General features: G+C 65.5%; 15 protein-coding genes. 6 read left to right on the plus strand and 9 right to left on the minus strand.

Annotated elements, in window-relative coordinates; translation table 11 throughout:
• Window positions 1-25 precede the first annotated feature (25 nt).
• Together AC3RCP_RS16645 and AC3RCP_RS16650 are read left to right on the plus strand one after the other, a co-directional pair.
• Window positions 26-1,561 carry an FAD-dependent oxidoreductase gene (locus AC3RCP_RS16645; RefSeq protein ID WP_492570436.1) on the plus strand — a complete coding sequence of 512 codons (1,536 nt, stop codon included), beginning with the start codon at window positions 26-28 and terminating at the stop codon, window positions 1,559-1,561.
• Between the two features lie 202 nt (window positions 1,562-1,763).
• Window positions 1,764-1,988, plus strand: a complete 225-nt coding sequence (locus AC3RCP_RS16650; protein WP_007925467.1) for a hypothetical protein — start codon at window positions 1,764-1,766, stop codon at window positions 1,986-1,988.
• A 272-nt stretch (window positions 1,989-2,260) separates the two neighbouring features.
• On the opposite strand, the gene ydiJ is transcribed toward AC3RCP_RS16650, so the two are convergent.
• Window positions 2,261-5,317 (minus strand): D-2-hydroxyglutarate dehydrogenase YdiJ, encoded by a 3,057-nt coding sequence (gene ydiJ / locus AC3RCP_RS16655; protein ID WP_492570437.1) that lies wholly within the window; start codon window positions 5,315-5,317, stop codon window positions 2,261-2,263.
• Between the two features lie 160 nt (window positions 5,318-5,477).
• On the opposite strand from ydiJ, the gene AC3RCP_RS16660 reads away from it, so the two are divergent.
• Window positions 5,478-6,380: a LysR substrate-binding domain-containing protein gene (locus AC3RCP_RS16660; RefSeq protein WP_457276450.1), complete on the plus strand. Its 903-nt coding sequence runs from the start codon at window positions 5,478-5,480 to the stop codon at window positions 6,378-6,380.
• Between the two features lie 17 nt (window positions 6,381-6,397).
• On the opposite strand, the gene AC3RCP_RS16665 is transcribed toward AC3RCP_RS16660, so the two are convergent.
• Both AC3RCP_RS16665 and AC3RCP_RS16670 read right to left on the minus strand, forming a co-directional pair.
• The gene (locus AC3RCP_RS16665; protein ID WP_492570438.1) at window positions 6,398-7,168 is read right to left on the minus strand and encodes a phytanoyl-CoA dioxygenase family protein; all 771 of its coding nucleotides are present in this window, start codon (window positions 7,166-7,168) and stop codon (window positions 6,398-6,400) included.
• A 5-nt stretch (window positions 7,169-7,173) separates the two neighbouring features.
• Window positions 7,174-7,404, minus strand: coding sequence for a hypothetical protein (locus AC3RCP_RS16670; RefSeq protein ID WP_007925461.1), 231 nt, complete (start codon window positions 7,402-7,404; stop codon window positions 7,174-7,176).
• 287 nt (window positions 7,405-7,691) lie between these two features.
• Between AC3RCP_RS16670 and AC3RCP_RS16675 the strand changes: the two genes are divergently transcribed.
• From AC3RCP_RS16675 to AC3RCP_RS16685, 3 genes are read left to right on the plus strand one after another with little or no spacing between them, the layout of a single operon-like run.
• A complete protein-coding gene (locus tag AC3RCP_RS16675; RefSeq protein WP_492570439.1) occupies window positions 7,692-9,083 on the plus strand; it encodes an S-type pyocin domain-containing protein in 1,392 nt (463 codons plus the stop codon).
• Between the two features lies 1 nt (window position 9,084).
• Window positions 9,085-9,555, plus strand: a complete 471-nt coding sequence (locus AC3RCP_RS16680) for a DUF6392 family protein (RefSeq protein ID WP_492570440.1) — start codon at window positions 9,085-9,087, stop codon at window positions 9,553-9,555.
• A 27-nt stretch (window positions 9,556-9,582) separates the two neighbouring features.
• Window positions 9,583-10,065: a DUF6392 family protein gene (locus AC3RCP_RS16685; RefSeq protein WP_492570441.1), complete on the plus strand. Its 483-nt coding sequence runs from the start codon at window positions 9,583-9,585 to the stop codon at window positions 10,063-10,065.
• A 54-nt stretch (window positions 10,066-10,119) separates the two neighbouring features.
• Here the strand turns inward: AC3RCP_RS16685 and AC3RCP_RS16690 are convergent, their stop codons facing one another.
• From AC3RCP_RS16690 to AC3RCP_RS16715, 6 genes are all read right to left on the minus strand, one after another.
• Window positions 10,120-10,560 carry a CBS domain-containing protein gene (locus tag AC3RCP_RS16690; RefSeq protein WP_492570442.1) on the minus strand — a complete coding sequence of 147 codons (441 nt, stop codon included), beginning with the start codon at window positions 10,558-10,560 and terminating at the stop codon, window positions 10,120-10,122.
• Between the two features lie 94 nt (window positions 10,561-10,654).
• Window positions 10,655-11,044 (minus strand): nitrite reductase small subunit NirD, encoded by a 390-nt coding sequence (gene nirD / locus AC3RCP_RS16695; protein WP_492570443.1) that lies wholly within the window; start codon window positions 11,042-11,044, stop codon window positions 10,655-10,657.
• Window positions 11,044-13,605: a nitrite reductase large subunit NirB gene (nirB, locus tag AC3RCP_RS16700; RefSeq protein WP_492570444.1), complete on the minus strand. Its 2,562-nt coding sequence runs from the start codon at window positions 13,603-13,605 to the stop codon at window positions 11,044-11,046. Before nirB ends, nirD begins: the two co-directional genes overlap by 1 nt.
• Before the next feature lie 392 nt (window positions 13,606-13,997).
• Window positions 13,998-14,612 carry an RraA family protein gene (locus tag AC3RCP_RS16705; RefSeq protein ID WP_492570445.1) on the minus strand — a complete coding sequence of 205 codons (615 nt, stop codon included), beginning with the start codon at window positions 14,610-14,612 and terminating at the stop codon, window positions 13,998-14,000.
• A complete protein-coding gene (locus AC3RCP_RS16710; RefSeq protein WP_492570446.1) occupies window positions 14,609-15,388 on the minus strand; it encodes an IucA/IucC family C-terminal-domain containing protein in 780 nt (259 codons plus the stop codon). Before AC3RCP_RS16710 ends, AC3RCP_RS16705 begins: the two co-directional genes overlap by 4 nt.
• Window positions 15,385-16,176 (minus strand): ABC transporter ATP-binding protein, encoded by a 792-nt coding sequence (locus AC3RCP_RS16715; protein WP_007925442.1) that lies wholly within the window; start codon window positions 16,174-16,176, stop codon window positions 15,385-15,387. The genes AC3RCP_RS16710 and AC3RCP_RS16715 overlap by 4 nt, the downstream gene beginning before the upstream one ends.
• Between the last annotated feature and the right edge of the window lie 3 nt (window positions 16,177-16,179).

Here is a 16,179-nt window from a genome sequence, read left to right on the forward strand (position 1 = left end):
GCGCGCAATGCGCAGGAGAAAAGCGATGACCTTTTATGTCGTGGCCCGTCTCGACCAGTTGCCCGAAGACCGCGGCACCCGGGTCCAGGTCGGCGCCGAAGCCGTGCTGCTGGTTCGCACGGGCGATCAGGTCCGGGCCTACCAGGCCGATTGCCCCCACGCCGGGGCGCCGCTGGAACAGGGCGCGGTGTATCAGGGGCGACTGATCTGCCCCTGGCACAAGGGCGTCTTTGCCTGCGCCAGCGGGCAAGTCTGCGAGCCACCTCCGCTGGCGAGCCTCAAGCGCTACAAAGTCGACATCCGCCATGACAACCGGGTCTGGGTTGCCGACCAGCCCATGGCTGAACCCGCCCCACCACGGCAGGCCGACTCGCGCCGCCTGCTGGTGATCGGCGCCGGCGCCGCCGGGGCCGCCGCGGTGGCTACCCTGCGAGCCAAAGGCTTCGGCAGGAACCTGACCTGGATCGACAAGGAGGCGCGGCCCGCCTATGACCGCACCGCCCTGAGCAAATACGTGCTGGCCGGCGAAATGCCGCCGGCGGAGGTTCCGCCCCTGCTCGAGCCGGAGTTTTATCGCAAGGCCGATCTACAGGTGCTGCAGACCGAGGTCCTGCGCCTCGACCCGGGACGGCGGCAGATCCTGTTGGCCAACGGCCAACGCCTGGACTACGACGCCGCGCTCCTGGCCACCGGCGCCGAGCCGCGCCTGCCGGCCATCGAAGGCGCCGACCTGCCGGGTGTGTTCATGCTGCGCTCGCGGGAGGATGCCGCGCGCCTGCTGGAACAGGCCCTCCCCGGTAAACGCGTGGCGATCGTCGGCGACAGCTTTATCGGCCTGGAAGCCGCCTCGGCCCTGCGCAAACGCGGGCTGATGGTGCACCTGATCGGTCGCCACCCGGTACCGCTGCAACGCCAGTTGGGCGAACGCATCGGCAGCGCCATACGGGCCCTGCACGAACGACACGGGGTGATCTACCACGCCGGTTGCGAAGCCCGGGCCCTGGTCGGCGAGGGCCAGGTGCAACAGGTGGTCCTCGACAACGACCAGCGCATCGCCGTCGACCTGGTGCTGTTCGGCATCGGCGTCAGCCCTGCCACGGCCTTCGTCGAAGGCCTCGACCGGGCCGAGGACGGTTCGCTCAAAGCCGACGCCAGCCTGGCGGTGGCCGATGGTCTGTGGGCGGCCGGCGACCTCGTGAGTTTCCCTTGCGACGGCCGCTCGCAACGCATCGAACACTGGCGCGTGGCCCAGCAGCAAGGCCAGCTCGCGGCGTGCAACATGCTCGGCGAGCAGCTGAGTTTCAGCGTGGTGCCGTTCTTCTGGACCTACTTCTACGACCAGACCTTCGAGGTGCTCGGCCACGCCCGCCGCTGGAACCAGATCGCCTTCGAGGGCGAGCCGGAGCAGTACCGCTTTATCGCTCTGCTGTGCTTCAACGAACAGGTGGAGTCGGTGGTCGCCTGCGAATACCCGCGGGCCATGGCCCTGTTGTCGCAGCGCATGCAGCGGCCGCTGTCGCGCAGCGAGGCCCTGGAGCTGATCCATGGCACGCCGGAATAGCCTTGACCCGCGCCCATCCGCGCGCTGCCGACAACCACTCGGCAGCGCCATGGAACCCCGGGTAAAAGGCGATTCTCCAAATTCAGGCAGGGTCTCGATATCTCGGCCAGCGGCCGAGGCACCCGGTGCAAGGTGAATATCCATGGGCTCAGGTGTCTTGCCGTGGCCGGCCCTATGCAGGATTAAGGAGGACGATGCATCCATGAGCAGGACAGAACGAATCAACCGCGAGCTGGCGAACAACGCCCGGCTGTTTGCCGAAGCCGACCGCCTGGATGTCCAGGCCTATGAGCTGCTTAACACCGACCATGTCGACGACGACCGCCTGGCCCTGTTCAGCAGCGCCAAGCAGCGGGCCAACGAAAAGTACCTGGAAGCGCGCAACGACTGGCTGCGCATCAAGCAGTTGATGGACGGCACCGACTGAAGCCCCCGCGCCGGCGGGAAGATCCGGGATGCTGGGTTTGCGGTCGCTGTGTCGGAATGCCGCCCAAACCGAGCGCAGCCTCGCAGGCTCGGCAGCGGCTACAGGAGCCACGTTGCCTGTGTAGCCGCTGCCGCAGGCTGCGCACGACCGCGCAGCGGGCGCTGGACCGGACACCGCGTTTTTCCAGGCAGACCACGGGCTCAGGCTTTGCGGCAACTGCGTTGCCGTACGCAGCCTCGCGGGCTCGGCAGCGGCTACATCGCCCCCTGTCGTCAGGTCGCTAGCGGGCGTTTGCGCAGTTGTTCCAGCAGAGCCTGGAGTGGATGCTGCAGGCCCTGCCCCTCCTGGCGCTTGACCTGGCTGCGGCAGGAATAGCCGTCGGCCAGCAGCCGGCCGCTTTGGCCGTGGCGGGCCACCAGCGGCTGCCAGGACTGCTGGTAGATCACCTGCGAAGTCGCCAGGTTGCGGGCCTCGTGGCCGTAGGTACCGGACATGCCGCAGCAACCGCTGGCCAGCACTTGCAGCTTCAGGCCCATTCGCGCGAACACCTGTTGCCACAGGCCGATGCTACCCGGCTCGTTGGTCTTCTCGGTGCAGTGCGCGAGGAACTGATAGGGCTCGGCCTCGGCGGTCGGGCTCGCTTCGGCAGACAGCTCAGGCAATACCCGGGCCAGCCATTCCTGCGGCAACAGCACCTCGGGCGCCTGAGCCGCACCCAGGGTCTTGCGGTATTCCTGGCGGTAGACCAGGGTCATCGCCGGATCGAGCCCGACCAGGGGCACGCCGCTGGCTTGCAGCTTCAGCAGCGATTGCGCGTTGTAGCGCGCGGCCCGGGCAAAGGCGCCGAGGAAGCCCTGGACCTGCAAGGGCTTGCCGTTTGGCGCGAACGGCGCGAGGTAGATCTGCAAGCCCAGGCGCTCGATCAGCTCCAGCCACTCGGCCGCCAGCGGCGTTTCGAAGAACCGGGTAAAGGCGTCCTGCACCAGAATCACGCTGCGTTCGCGCTGTTCGGCGGACAGCGTCGCCAGTTGCGCGGCGTTGGCCATGCGCACGTTGCGCCGGCGGCACACCGCCTGGAAATCCAGGGTGCTGAGCAACGGACTGTCGACCATCCCCGCCAGGTGCTGGAGCGCCCGGCTCACCGGCGCCGCGCCTATCAACGCGTTGTACAGCCGCGGCAGGCGCGCCAGATAGGGAACGCTGAACTCCAGGGAACCGATCAGGTAGTCCTTCAACGGGCGCAGGTAACGGCCGTGGTACAGCTCGAGGAAGCGCGAGCGGAACTCCGGCACATTGACCTTGACCGGGCACTGCCCCGCGCAGGACTTGCACGCCAGGCAGCCGGCCATGGCGTCGTACACCTCATGGGAGAAGTCCTCGCGCCCGGCCAACCGCGCCGCGCTGTTATAGACGCGCCGGGCCAGGTTGGAAAGCCGCGCGCCACCGCCGTTCAGCACGTCCACCCCCTGCTCGCCCTGCAGGCGCAGCCACTCGCGGATCAGCGAGGCGCGGCCCTTGGGCGAATGAATGCGGTTGCGGGTGGCCTTCCACGACGGGCACATGGCGTCGTCCGGATCGAAGTTGTAACAGGCGCCGTTGCCGTTGCAATGCAGGGCGCTGTCATAGCTCTGCCAGACGCGCTCGTCGATGGTGCGGTCGAGCTCGCCGCGCAGCACCACTTCGTCGACCCGGGTCAGGCGCGCCTCCGGCACCGAGGCCGGGGTGGCGATCTTGCCGGGGTTGAGCTGGTTGAACGGGTCGAACGCGGCCTTCAGGGCCTGCAGCGACGGGTAGAGCTCGCCGAAATAGTCCGGCACGTACTGCGAGCGCAGGCCCTTGCCGTGCTCGCCCCATAACAGGCCGCCGTGCTTGTGGGTCAGCGCCGCCACCGCATCGGAGATCGGCCGGATCAACGCCGCCTGCTCGGGGTCCTTCATGTCAAGGATCGGCCGCACGTGCAGCACGCCGGCATCGACATGGCCGAACATGCCGTATTGCAGGCCGTAGCCATCGAGCAGCGCACGGAACTCGAGGATGTAGTCCGCCAGGTTCTCCGGCGGCACCGCGGTGTCTTCGACAAAGGGCTGCGGCCGCGCCTCGCCCTGGACGTTGCCCAGCAGGCCCACCGCGCGCTTGCGCATGGCGTACACCTGGTTCACCGCCTGGGCGCCGATGGCCAGGGTATGGCCCAGGCGCACCACCGAGTTGTCCTGTTGCAGGTGGCGGACGAAGGCGTCGACCCGCTGCTCCAGCTCTTCCTGGTCGTCGCCGCTGAACTCGATCAGGTTGATGCCCAGGGTCGGGGTGTCGGCCTGTTCCGGGAAATATTGCGCCACGCCGTGCCAGACGATGTCCTGCATGGCCAGCATCAGCACCTTGGAGTCCACCGTCTCGATCGACAGCGGCTTCAGCGCCATCAGCGCCTTGGCATCGCGCAGCGCATCCATGAAGCCGGCGTAGCGCACGTTGACCAGGATCGAGTGCCGGGGAATCGGCAGCACATTCAGCCGCGCCTCGACGATAAAGCCCAGGGAACCCTCGGAACCGCAGAGCACGCTGTTGAGGTTGAAGCGCTCCGGCGTCTCGCGCAGGTGTGCCAGGTCATAGCCGGTCAGGCAGCGATTGAGCTTGGGAAAGATCGCCTCGATCAGCTCGGCCTGGTGGTCGGCGATGTCCTGGGCACAGCGGTAGACCTCGCCGATGCGCCCGGGCTGCGCGGCCTCCTCGGTCAACTGGCGGTTGTCGATCGGCGCGCTGTCCAGGCGGCTGCCGCCCAGCAGCACGGTGCTCAGCGCCAGTACGTGATCGCGGGTCTTGCCGTAGGTGCAACTGCCCTGGCCGCTGGCGTCGGTGTTGATCATGCCGCCGACGGTGGCGCGGTTGGAGGTCGACAGCTCCGGGGCGAAGAACAGGCCATGGGGCTTGAGGGCGGCGTTGAGCTGGTCCTTGACCACCCCGCTCTGCACCCGCACCCAGCGTTCCTCGACGTTGATCTCGAGGATCTGGTTCATGTGCCGCGACAGGTCGACCACGATACCGTCGGTCAGCGACTGGCCGTTGGTGCCGGTGCCGCCGCCACGGGGAGTGAGCACCACCGCGCGGTGTTCCGGGCTCGCCGCCAGCCGCGCCAGGCGTTCCACGTCCGCGACATCCCGGGGGAAGACCGCGGCCTGCGGTAGCCGCTGGTAGATCGAGTTGTCGGTGGCCAGCACCGTGCGCAGGCCCAGGTCACGGGCGATCTCGCCACGAAAACCGTCGGCGGCCAGGGCGTCGAGGAAGCTTTGGTAGTGGGCCAGCGGGTCGCGTTCGGGGGCAAGCAGAGCAATCATCAAAAAGGCTTCCAGGCAGAGAAAAGGCGCAGCGGTGCATGCAAAACACGTATGCTTGCACGCAGCCCGAGGGGCGGTGGCCAGCCGAAAAAGCCTATTTTCCTAGAGCCTTGCACCGTGGGCAAATGTATTTCATGTGCTTTTTCCATGAGTTTTATGAATGAACCCCAGACGTCTCACTCCGTCGATGTCGGTGCTGGTGGCCTTCGAGGCCGCGGCGCGGCATGGCAGCTTCACCAAGGCCGCCGAAGAACTGGCGCTGACCCAGAGCGCCGTCAGCCGCCAGGTCCAGGCCCTGGAGTCGCTGCTGGAAGTGCCGCTGTTCAGCCGTGACGGCCGGCATATCGAGCTGACCGCCGCCGGCGCCCTGTATCACCACGAACTGGCCGCGGCCCTGGCGCGGATCCGCAACGCCACCTTGCAGACCATCGCCCACAAGGCCGGCGGCGGCCCGTTGCACCTGGCGGTGTTGCCGACCTTCGGCTCGAAATGGCTGCTGCCGCGCATGCATGACTTTTACGCCAGCCACCCGGGCACCCTGGTGCATATCCATTCGCGGATCGTCACCAGCGACCTGTCGAAGGACACCGCCGACATGCACGCGATCATCTGCGCCGGCACCGGCCACTGGCCCGGCTACGAGGCCCATCGGCTGCTCTCGGAAAAGCTCACGGTGGTGGCCAGCCCCAAGGCCCTGCCCGAGCACGCTTCGATGTCCGTCGGCGACGTGGCCGGGCAGTTGCTGTTGAATGTGGTGTCGCGTCCCGATGCCTGGCCCGAATGGTTCGAGCAGAACGGCCTGCATCCGCGGGCGATGCGCATGGGCCCGGGGTTCGAGTTGACCGCGCACCTGATCCAGGCGGTGGTCGCCGGCATCGGCATCGGCCTGGTGCCGCGCATCCTGGTGCAGGACGAGATCCACAGCGGCGAGCTGGTGGCGCTGTTCGAGCCGGTGGACAGCGGCCGCAGCTATTACCTGGCCTACCCCAGCCGCTATCAGCACCTGCCATCGTTGCAGGCGTTCAGCCGCTGGCTGCTGTCGATTCCCTTTCCCGACAGCTGACGGCGCCGCCGCCCGGTTCAGTCGTATTCCGCTTCCTCATGCTCGCCCAGCAACCGCCGCTGGCGCGCCGAGGCCGCCGCCAGCACCTCGGGGTTGAAACGCCAGTGCAGGTACGGCGAAAACTTCTGCGCCACCATGCGCCGGCCATAGTGCACCTGCAGCAGGTAGCGGATGCGTTCGGCGCTGCTGTTCTCGCTGCCGGCATGCCACAGTTCGCTGCGAAACATCAGCGCGTCGCCGGCCTGGCACAGCACGGCCTGGGCAGTTTGGCCATGCCAATATTCCTCGCCGGCCCGTGGCGGCCGCCCGGCTCGATGACTGCCCGGCACCACCCGGGTCGGGCACAGGTCCTGGTCGATATCGTCCAGGTACAGGTGGCAGGTGCAGATCTGCATCGGCAGCTCGAAGGCCGGATCGCTGAGCAGGCTGCGCGGCAACTGCATCGCCAGGTAATCCAGGTGCAGGCCCATCCCTTGAAAGCCCGGATGGCAGCGCCAAGCGGTCTGGCCGATGACATGGCAATCGTCGCCCAGCGCCGCTTCGGCCAGCTCGATCACCCCCGACAGATCGAGAAACGCCAGCCACAGCGGGTCGCGATTGAACACGCATTTGTAGTGTTCGAGCAAGCCGCTGTAGTCCCAATGCTGGGGCTTGAGGCCGTCGATAGCGCGGCGCAGCAGCTGGATCTGCACCCCGTCGAGCACTCCGGGCAGCAGCACGAAACCCTCACTGTGCAATGCCCGCAGACGCTCGGCGGTCAGCGCTGGCGGGGGCTGGACGTGAGCCATGGCGGCTAGTCGATGGGGCCGATATTGATCAGCCGGTCGCTGCCCAGCCCCGGCACCCTGGCCAGCACCCCGACCGGCGTGGCGGCGGAAAACTCGATGACATAACCCATGCCGCTGCCGTCCTCTTCCATGGCCACCACCCAGCGCGCCACTTCGTCGGGGTTCAGGCTCAGCGCCCGCGCCACCCGGCGCTGACGGCGTTCCTCGAGCGTTTCGTCCAGGGAGTCGTCGTTCATCTGGCTCAACCTCCGGCGGATAGCAGCCCCTCCGGGCCTGGTGCGGTCCTTACAACGGCTGTGAAAATCATTGTGGGCAAAAGTTGAATCCCGCTCCGTGCGCCGTGACGAACGGCAGCTTTTAGCGCCAGAAACGGATCGCCGGTTTTATCGCCGGCCCACAAGCGAGTTTTCTTTCGAGCGTTTCAGAAAGGGCCTAAAGCGCCGCGCCGGGATGGCCCCCTAGCATTCGTGGCCTATCCAGAAGCCGGGGCCGCTCATGCATTTACTGATTTGCGCTTACTGACATGCGCTTATTGAAAGCCTCCGACCGGCAGGCATGGAACGCGCACGATCCGTATTTCGCCGAAACCCAGGTGCGCATGGCCCTGCAACGCAACAGGTCAAGCCTTGAAGGGTTGGACGAGCTGTTGCGCGAGCACTACAGCATCCACAGCGACCGGGAGATTCTGGCCGCCGTCAGAAACGGCGACTGGGTGCTGGTCACCGACAGTTCCGCCGCCACAGCCAGCGGCAGCCTGCTCTGCCCCGCGCCCGAACCGCAGCCGGTCTACCTTCGGCCAGACCCTTGGCCCGATCCCGCTCCTCGCACCGACCTGGTCTTCGCCAAGTCCATTAGCAGCGCGCCCTGGGGCACCACCCAGGCCGGCAGCGCCAGCGAGCCCGCGGGCAATTTCGGCAAGACCATGCTGATGGCCTCCTCGGCCACCGAGGTCAGGCTCGGCAGGGTCGCCGGCGAACGGCTCCTCAGGAGCTTCGCCTGGTCAGTGCAGATGGCCGGCACCGCAGCCAGGACCGTCGGCGGCCCGGCTGGACAGGTGCTGCTCCTGGCCATGACCCCGACCCGGCTTGGCGACGACGCCTTCTACAGCGAAGAACAACTGCGCGAGCTGCGCGCCGCCACTACCCGGGTGCGCTTCCAGTTCCGCCGCGACAGCCAGGGCGCGCTGCACATCCACGGCATCCACACCAGCGCCCAGTCGGGCCAGGACAGCGTCCCGGTGATCAAGGCCCACTGGAACGCCGACAAAAACGCCATGCAGGCCCACCTCGGCACACTCACCATCACCTGGACACCGCACAACGGCCCGGTGGTCACCGCCCCGACGCCCTACCCGGGGGTGACCGACAAACTGGCCAACCTCATGGTCCACCCCATCGCCGAAGGCGGCGACAGCCAACTCCAGGGCGCGCCCCTCGACGAGCTCAAGGTCGAAGACTGCATCGTCACCTTCCCGATCGGCAGCGGCCTGCGCTCGTTGTACCTGGTCTTCGCCAAGCCCCTGGTCAACCCGCTGGAGGTCGGCCCGGCGAATGATCTTTCCAGTAGAAGCGCCAAGGATGGGTTGGATATTGATCACATACCGTCGCAAGGTGCTTTGAGAGAATATGTCGTTAAACTCAACCCAAACATCCTCCCGAAAAACTTAAAAAAAATCCTGCGGAACGCGCCAAGTATGGCCATCCCACGCGAGGTGCATCAAAAGTACAGTGAGACGTACGGAGGTAGAAACACCAAGACGAAGCAGATTGAGGATGCCGCCGACCTACGGGCAGCAGTCGATAACAACCTCGACGCACTTAAACCGTTTCTCCAAGATCTGGGGTTCAGCGAAGCGCAAATCGAAAATGCGCGCACCAATCTGCATAACCTTCATCAGGAACAAGGCTGGTATTGATATGAACGCCGCAATGATCGATGACCTGATTAAAATTATGGGGAGGACCTATTCCGAGTTGATCGCATCTGGAATGTATCTCCCTGGCGGGCCACCAAAAGGTATGTTCGAGGGCGATGACACCTCGTTCATGTCACCTGCAGCCGGAATAGATTTGGGCTTTTCAGGCACTCAGCACTTTGACTCTCTCTGTATCTATTTGCATAAGACTTCCGACGACGACTCAGTTTACGAGAATGGATTGCCGTACCAGCTTCAACGTCGAATGAACCAAGCTTGGGTAAGGTCCCATTACGGAGAGCCTTTGGAGTCAAAAGCACCTTTCAAAATGCCGGTACTTGGAATGACTGGCGGCTGGGATACCTACCACCTTCCCGGCACGGCAAAAAACATTAGAACGGTATTTCAATACAACATGAACATGGAAGTTGAAGGAGTGGTGTTCAGGTCAAACAACAAGCCCAACATTTAGCTCTGTGTGGATAAGGCTTGTATTGATATGAACGCCGTCATGATCGATGACTTGATCAAAAGCCTCGGTCGCACTTACCCCGAAATGATTGCCTTAGGAATGTATCTCCCAGGAGGACCACCAAAGGGCATCTTTGATGACAGCGACAGGGTGACAGTGTCGCCGGAGCCAGGGGTCGAATTGGGTTTTTGGGCCAGCACTCAACGTTTTGAAAACCTGTTCATTACCTTTCTTGAGGTTTTTGAAGGAGAACCCATATACCGAGGGAGCCTTCCCTACCAGCTCAAAACGAAGATGAATCAGGCGTGGGTTAAATCTCAATATGGCGAGCCGCTGGAGTCAGGAGCGCCTTATAGAGTGCCTATCTCCGGCATGACGGGCGGCTGGGATAGCTATCGTTTACCAGGCATGTCCAAGAGCATCCACGTGTTGTTCAAGTACACCGTCGACATGGAAGTGGAAGGCATCGTCTTCAGGCTGAACGAAAAATCCCAAGCACAGCATCTATAGGAAGACAGCCCGTGCTCCCCCAAGCGGAATGAAGCAGCACAAGGTGCTGCTCCCTCAATGCCCCCGAATATAGTGCTCCAACTGCCGAATCAGGTCCGCCTGCTCGACAATCGCTTCCTTCACCAGATCACCAATCGACAGCAGCCCGATCAGTTGCTCGCCGTCCAGCACCGGCAGGTGGCGCAGGTGGCTGTCGGTCATCACGGCCATGCAGCGTTCGATGCTGTGCTGGCTGTCGGCGGTGACCACGGGGGCGCTCATGATGGCGCGGACCGGGGTGCCCACCGATGAGCGGCCTTGCAGCACCACCTTGCGTGCATAGTCGCGTTCGCTGATGACGCCGACCACCTGCCCGGCTTCCATCACCGGCAGCGCGCCGACGTTTTTCTGCGCCATCATCTGCAGTGCTTCGAGCACCATCTGGTCCGGGCCGATGCTGTGCACCTGGTGGTGTTCCACGGCCTTCAACTTCAGCAACTGAGCAGCGGTTTTCATGGGCGTCTCCGATACTTGAGCAACAGGGGTTCCGGCCCCGCGCCGGGCGGCGCGGGGTCAGGCATGGATGTGTATTGAAGGAAGCGCGTGCGGCCTACTGCACGCCAATTTCCACCACGTCGCCGCGCAGCCGCGCCGGCCAGGTGCGCAGGCGTTGCTCCGGGTATTCCAGGCAGGTGCCGTCGGCCAGGCGGAAGTGCTGCTTGTACAGGGGCGAGGCGATCACCAGCTCATCCTTGATGCAGCCCACTAGGCCGCGGCCGATCACATTGGCGCCGGACTGCGGGTCGTGGTTGTCGATGGCGTAGAGGGTCCGCTGCGCGGCATCCGGCAGGTAGATCAGCGCCACCTGGGCGCCGTCGTGCCAGACCACCACGCCGCTGTGGCTGACCAGGTCCTGGCGGCTGCACACCGCCCGCCACTGCACCCCGGGCTGCTCGGCGAATTCACTTTCGATGCGTTGCGGGTTTGGCGACAGGCTCATCAGAGCACCTCCTCGGTGACAGGGATCAGGTTGAGTTCGGCGGCCATGATCGGCCGGCGCTGGCCGCGTTCCTCGACAAAATGGATGTCCGGGTCCGGGCGCTGGTCGTTGACGAAGGTGCGGAAGCGCTTGAGTTTTTCCGGGTCCTTGAGGGCGTTGGCCCATTCGCATTCGTAGCGGTCCACCACCAGCTGCATCTGCGCTTCCAGCTCGGCGCCCAGCCCCAGGCTGTCGTCGATCACCACCGCCTTGAGGTAATCCAGGCCGCCCTCCAGGCTTTCGCGCCACACCGAGGTGCGTTGCAGGCGGTCGGCGGTGCGGATGTAGAACATCAGGAAGCGGTCGATGTAGCGGATCAGCGTCTGGTCGTCGAGGTCGGTGGCGAACAGTTCGGCGTGGCGCGGGCGCATGCCGCCGTTGCCGCAGACATACAGGTTCCAGCCGTTCTCGGTGGCGATCACGCCGACGTCCTTGCTCTGTGCCTCGGCGCATTCGCGGGTGCAGCCGGACACCGCGAACTTCAGCTTGTGCGGCGAACGCAGGCCCTTGTAGCGGTCCTCGATCTCCAGGGCCATGCGCACGCTGTCCTGCACGCCGTAGCGGCACCAGGTACTGCCCACGCAGGACTTCACGGTGCGGGTCGACTTGCCGTAGGCATGCCCGGTCTCGAAACCGGCGGCGATCAGCTCGGCCCAGATATCCGGCAGCTGGTGCAGCTGGGCGCCGAACAGGTCGATGCGCTGGCCGCCGGTGATCTTGGTGTAGAGCTCGTATTTCTTCGCCACCTGGCCGATCACGATCAGCTTGTCGGCGGTAATCTCGCCACCGGCGATGCGCGGCACCACCGAGTAAGTGCCGTTCTTCTGCATGTTGGCCATGAAGGTGTCGTTGGTGTCCTGCAGCGGCACCAGGGAGCGGTCCATGATCGGCTGGTTCCAGCACGAGGCGAGGATCGAGCCGATTGCCGGCTTGCAGATATCGCAGCCGACATGGCCACGGCCGTGCTTGGCGAGCATCTCGTCGAAACTGAGGATGCCCTCGACCCGCACCAGCGCGTACAGCTCCTGGCGGGTGTAGGCGAAATGTTCGCACAGGCTCTTGTCGACGCTGACGCCACGGGCGATCAGTTCGTGCTCGAACACCTGCTTGAGCAGGCCGGCGCAACCGCCGCAACCGGTGCAGGCCTTGGTCCGGGCCTTGAGCTGGCCGAGGTCGGAACAGCCGCCGTCGATGGCCGAGCAGATCGCGCCCTTGGTGACGTTGTGGCAGGAGCAGACCGTGGCCGACTCGGGCAAGGCGCCCGGGCCGAGGGTCGGCGCGCCGGCGCTGGACGGCAGGATCAGGCCGGCCGGCTCGGCGGGCAAGGCGATGCCGTTCTGCATGTATTGCAGCAAGGTGTCGTAGTAGCTGTTGTCGCCCACCAGCACCGCGCCGAGCACCTGCTTGCCGCTGGCATCCACCACCAGGCGCCGGTAGCTGGCGGTGGCCTCGTCGATGAACTGGTAGCTGCGCGCGCCCGGGGTCAGGCCCTGGGCGTCGCCGATGGAGCCGACATCGACCCCCAGCAGCTTGAGCTTGGTCGACATGTCCGCGCCCATGAAGGGTTCGCCCGGCTCGCCGCACAGCTGGGCGGCGACGCTGCGGGCCATCTGGTAACCCGGGGCCACCAGGCCGAAGAGGCTGCCGTTCCAGCTGGCGCACTCGCCGATCGCGTAGATGTACGGGTCGCCACTCAGGCACTGGTTGTCCACCACCACGCCGCCGCGCGGGCCGATCTCCAGGGCGCAGTCGCGGGCCAGGGCATCCTGGGCGCGAATCCCGGCGGAGAACACAATCAGGTCGGTTTCGAGGAAGTCGTCGCCGGCAAAGTTCATCCGGTAGCGGTACTGCTCGCCGGCGCTGATCGATTGGGTGCCCTTGCCCAGGTGCACGCCGACGCCCAGCGCTTCGATCCGCGCCTTCAACGCGCGACCGCCCTGCTCGTCCAGTTGCACCGGCATCAGCCGTGGCGCGAACTCCACCACATGGGCTTCCAGGCCCAGGCTCTTCAAGGCGTTGGCCGCCTCCAGGCCGAGCAGCCCGCCGCCCACCACCACGCCGCGCCGGGCATTGGCGGCCGCGGCGCGGATGGCGTCGAGGTCTTCCAGGGTGCGATAGACCAGGCGCGAATCGCCTGCGGCGCCCTCGATCGGCGGCACGAAGGGATAGGACCCGGTGGCCAGCACCAGCTTGTCGTAGTGCACCGGGCCGGCGGCGGTGATGACCTGGCGGTGCTCGCGGTCGATGCGCAGCACCGCCACCCCCAGGTGCAGGGTCAGGCCCGGGGCCTGGTACAGCGCGGCATCGCCCAGGGCCAGGGATTCGGCGTCGCGACCACTGAAATACTCGGACAGGTGCACCCGGTCGTAGGCGCGCATCGGCTCTTCGCTGAAGACGTGCAGGCGGTACTGCTCGAGGGCGCCTCGCGCCACCAACTGTTCGACGCAATGATGTCCGACCATGCCGTTGCCGATCACGATCAGGGTTTTGTGTGTGTTCAAAGGGGCAACAATGGCATTCATAAATAGCACCCGACCCAAGCCAATCACGGTTTTTTTAAAGCAAAAAAAAGCGCCTGAAACCTCACGGTTCCAGGCGCCTTTGCCTGTTATTTGCGGTGTGCGATCGGGCTGCTGTGCCTGACTCACCGAGTGCCCATGGCCGGTTGGCCGATCGATCCGCGTTGACCGAGGGGCGGCCCGCCCGCGACATGCGCGGTGGGGCGTTAGCGGCTATCTTGCAGCCTTTGTGCCAGGCTGCGCCGCACGCCTTGAAAGGCCGTGCTGGTGGGGTTGCGCGGTCATTCTGCAAGGCTCCCGGATAGCCTACCCCGGGCCAGGAATCGCCTTAGCCTGGTGCAAGGCCGGGGCCGCGAGCCTTATAAAAGTGCAAACCCGGCCGGTTCGCCGACGCGTCAGCGGGTGGCGGCCAGGCGCTGCAAGAACGCCGCGCACCGCTCGCGGTCCTGCTCTTCCTTGGCCAGCAGTTGCGGCAACAGCGCCTCGGCCCGTTGCCCGTCGAGGATGAACACGCCGTCGTCGTCGCCGATGGCGATATCCCCCGGGTTGACCCGCACCCCGGCCACTTCGATGGGCAGGTTGACCTCCCCTTGCTCGCCGATGCCGCGGGTGGTGTAGGCGCTGACGCCACGGCTGAACAGCGGCAAGCGATGCTCGCGCAGGGCGGCGACATCGGTGACCGTGCCCTCCACCACCACCCCGGAAAGGCCCTTGATCAACCCGGCCAGGGTGCGCAGTTCGCCCCAGCAGGCGCACTCCTGATCGCCCACGCACTGGATCACCAGCACGTCCCCCGGTTCGCTGAGCAGCAGCGCGTCGCGCAGGATGGCGCCATCCGGGGCGAAGACCTTGACCGTCACCACATTGCCGAGCATGCGCAGGCCGTCGAACAGCGGGCGGATGCCGCGCAGGTAACCCTCGTCGCCAAAATGGCCGAGGGTCGAGGGCGCGATACCGCGGTAATGCTCGAGCAAGGCGGCGCTGGCGTGGTGTTGGCGCGGAGCGATCATCGGCATTTCCTCGGGCGCAACAGCGGGCAGGTGGAGCAGTATTCGGCGGGTTCGGTGGCCTCGTAATAAAAGCAGCAGGTGCGGCGAAAGCGGATGCTCTTGCCCTCCTCCAGCGGTGTCGGCGGCCGGCGGAAGTGCCGCAGCGGGTTGTAGTCCAGGCCGAACAGCGCTGGCGCGGCCTCTTGCAGCAGCCAGTCGAAGTCCGCCTCATGGCGCAAGCGGATCAGCGGATCCTCGACCTTGCCCATGCGTTTTTCGTACAGCGAATAGACCCGCACCGCAGTGTTCTCCCAGAGGATGCGCCGGGAAATGCCGCTGACCCGGTTGAAGGTCTGCCACAGCGGCGCCAGCAGCCCGGCGAACAGCGCCTCGACAATCGCCGCACGCCAGGCGTCGCGTTCGCCCGCGGCATACGTCAGGGGCGGCCGGTCCGCCAGCGGCATCGACGACGTCCAGAGCCCGTCGTCGTGGCCGTACTCGATCACGCAATCGTCCAGGGACAGCAGCAGGCCCTGGTCGCACACCGACATGGCGTACAGGCAGGCGCCGGTGGCGAGGAAGGAAAAACGCTTGGCCAGCAGCGAGGCGGTGATCGCCCGGGTCGGCGAACCGATCACCGGCCCCAGCTGGTCGAGCAGCGCGATACAGGTTTCATCGTCGAGTAAAGTGCGGGCGCTGAGGGAGCGCTGGCGGTCGCGTTGGGCCATGGGTTTCAGGCGCAGCGGCCCGGATAGCACGCTCCAGTCTTGCGGGTTGAAGGCGGCTTGCAGATTCATTGCGGCAGTTCCCGGCCAAAGGGAATGCACAGCGGCGTGCCGAAAAACGGATCGGGGATGATCCGGCAGTTGAGGTCGAACACCTGCTTGACCAGTTCCTCGGTCAGGATCTCCTCGGGCCGGCCCTGGGCGAACGCGGTGCGCTGGTGCACCGCCACCATATGGTCGGCGTAGCGGCAGGCCAGGTTGAGGTCGTGCAGGACCATGACGATGGTCTTGTTCTCCTGGCGATTGAGTTCGCGCAGCAGGTCCAGCACTTCGATCTGGTGCGCCAGGTCGAGAAAGGTGGTGGGCTCGTCGAGCAGCACGATCTCGGTGTCCTGGGCCAGGGTCATGGCGATCCACACGCGCTGGCGCTGGCCGCCGGACAAGGCATCCACCGGCCGCTCCGCCAGCGCCTGCACGCCGGTCTGCAACAGGGCGCGCTCGACCATGGCTTCGTCCTGGGCCGACCATTGCTGCATCCAGTTCTGGTAGGGATAACGCCCCAGGGCCACCAGCTGGCGCACGGTGATGCCTTCGGGGGCGCTGGGCATCTGCGGCAGGATCGCCAGTTCGCGCGCCACCGCCGCGGTGGATTTGCGCTGGATATCCTCGCCATTGAGGATCACCGAACCCTGCTGCGGCTTGAGCAGCCGCGCCAGGGATTTGAGCAGGGTGCTCTTGCCGCAGCCGTTGCTGCCGATCAGCACCGACACCTGGCCCGCCGGCAGTTGCAGGTCCAGCCCGTCGATAATCACCTGGCGCTGATAGCCCAGGGTCAGTTGCTGGGTTGCCATCGAGGACATCGG

Source organism: Pseudomonas sp. GW822-FHT05A08 (assembly GCF_058800485.1).

Bases quoted from the DNA above. Each gene is read 5' to 3' on its own strand.
- AC3RCP_RS16645 (WP_492570436.1), top strand. From the start codon at position 26: ATGACCTTTTATGTCGTGGCCCGTCTCGACCAGTTGCCCGAAGACCGC.
- AC3RCP_RS16650 (WP_007925467.1), top strand. From the start codon at position 1,764: ATGAGCAGGACAGAACGAATCAACCGCGAGCTGGCGAACAACGCCCGG.
- ydiJ (WP_492570437.1), bottom strand. From the start codon at position 5,317: ATGATTGCTCTGCTTGCCCCCGAACGCGACCCGCTGGCCCACTACCAA.
- AC3RCP_RS16660 (WP_457276450.1), top strand. From the start codon at position 5,478: ATGAACCCCAGACGTCTCACTCCGTCGATGTCGGTGCTGGTGGCCTTC.
- AC3RCP_RS16665 (WP_492570438.1), bottom strand. From the start codon at position 7,168: ATGGCTCACGTCCAGCCCCCGCCAGCGCTGACCGCCGAGCGTCTGCGG.
- AC3RCP_RS16670 (WP_007925461.1), bottom strand. From the start codon at position 7,404: ATGAACGACGACTCCCTGGACGAAACGCTCGAGGAACGCCGTCAGCGC.
- AC3RCP_RS16675 (WP_492570439.1), top strand. From the start codon at position 7,692: ATGCGCTTATTGAAAGCCTCCGACCGGCAGGCATGGAACGCGCACGAT.
- AC3RCP_RS16680 (WP_492570440.1), top strand. From the start codon at position 9,085: ATGAACGCCGCAATGATCGATGACCTGATTAAAATTATGGGGAGGACC.
- AC3RCP_RS16685 (WP_492570441.1), top strand. From the start codon at position 9,583: ATGAACGCCGTCATGATCGATGACTTGATCAAAAGCCTCGGTCGCACT.
- AC3RCP_RS16690 (WP_492570442.1), bottom strand. From the start codon at position 10,560: ATGAAAACCGCTGCTCAGTTGCTGAAGTTGAAGGCCGTGGAACACCAC.
- nirD (WP_492570443.1), bottom strand. From the start codon at position 11,044: ATGAGCCTGTCGCCAAACCCGCAACGCATCGAAAGTGAATTCGCCGAG.
- nirB (WP_492570444.1), bottom strand. From the start codon at position 13,605: ATGAATGCCATTGTTGCCCCTTTGAACACACACAAAACCCTGATCGTG.
- AC3RCP_RS16705 (WP_492570445.1), bottom strand. From the start codon at position 14,612: ATGATCGCTCCGCGCCAACACCACGCCAGCGCCGCCTTGCTCGAGCAT.
- AC3RCP_RS16710 (WP_492570446.1), bottom strand. From the start codon at position 15,388: ATGAATCTGCAAGCCGCCTTCAACCCGCAAGACTGGAGCGTGCTATCC.
- AC3RCP_RS16715 (WP_007925442.1), bottom strand. From the start codon at position 16,176: ATGTCCTCGATGGCAACCCAGCAACTGACCCTGGGCTATCAGCGCCAG.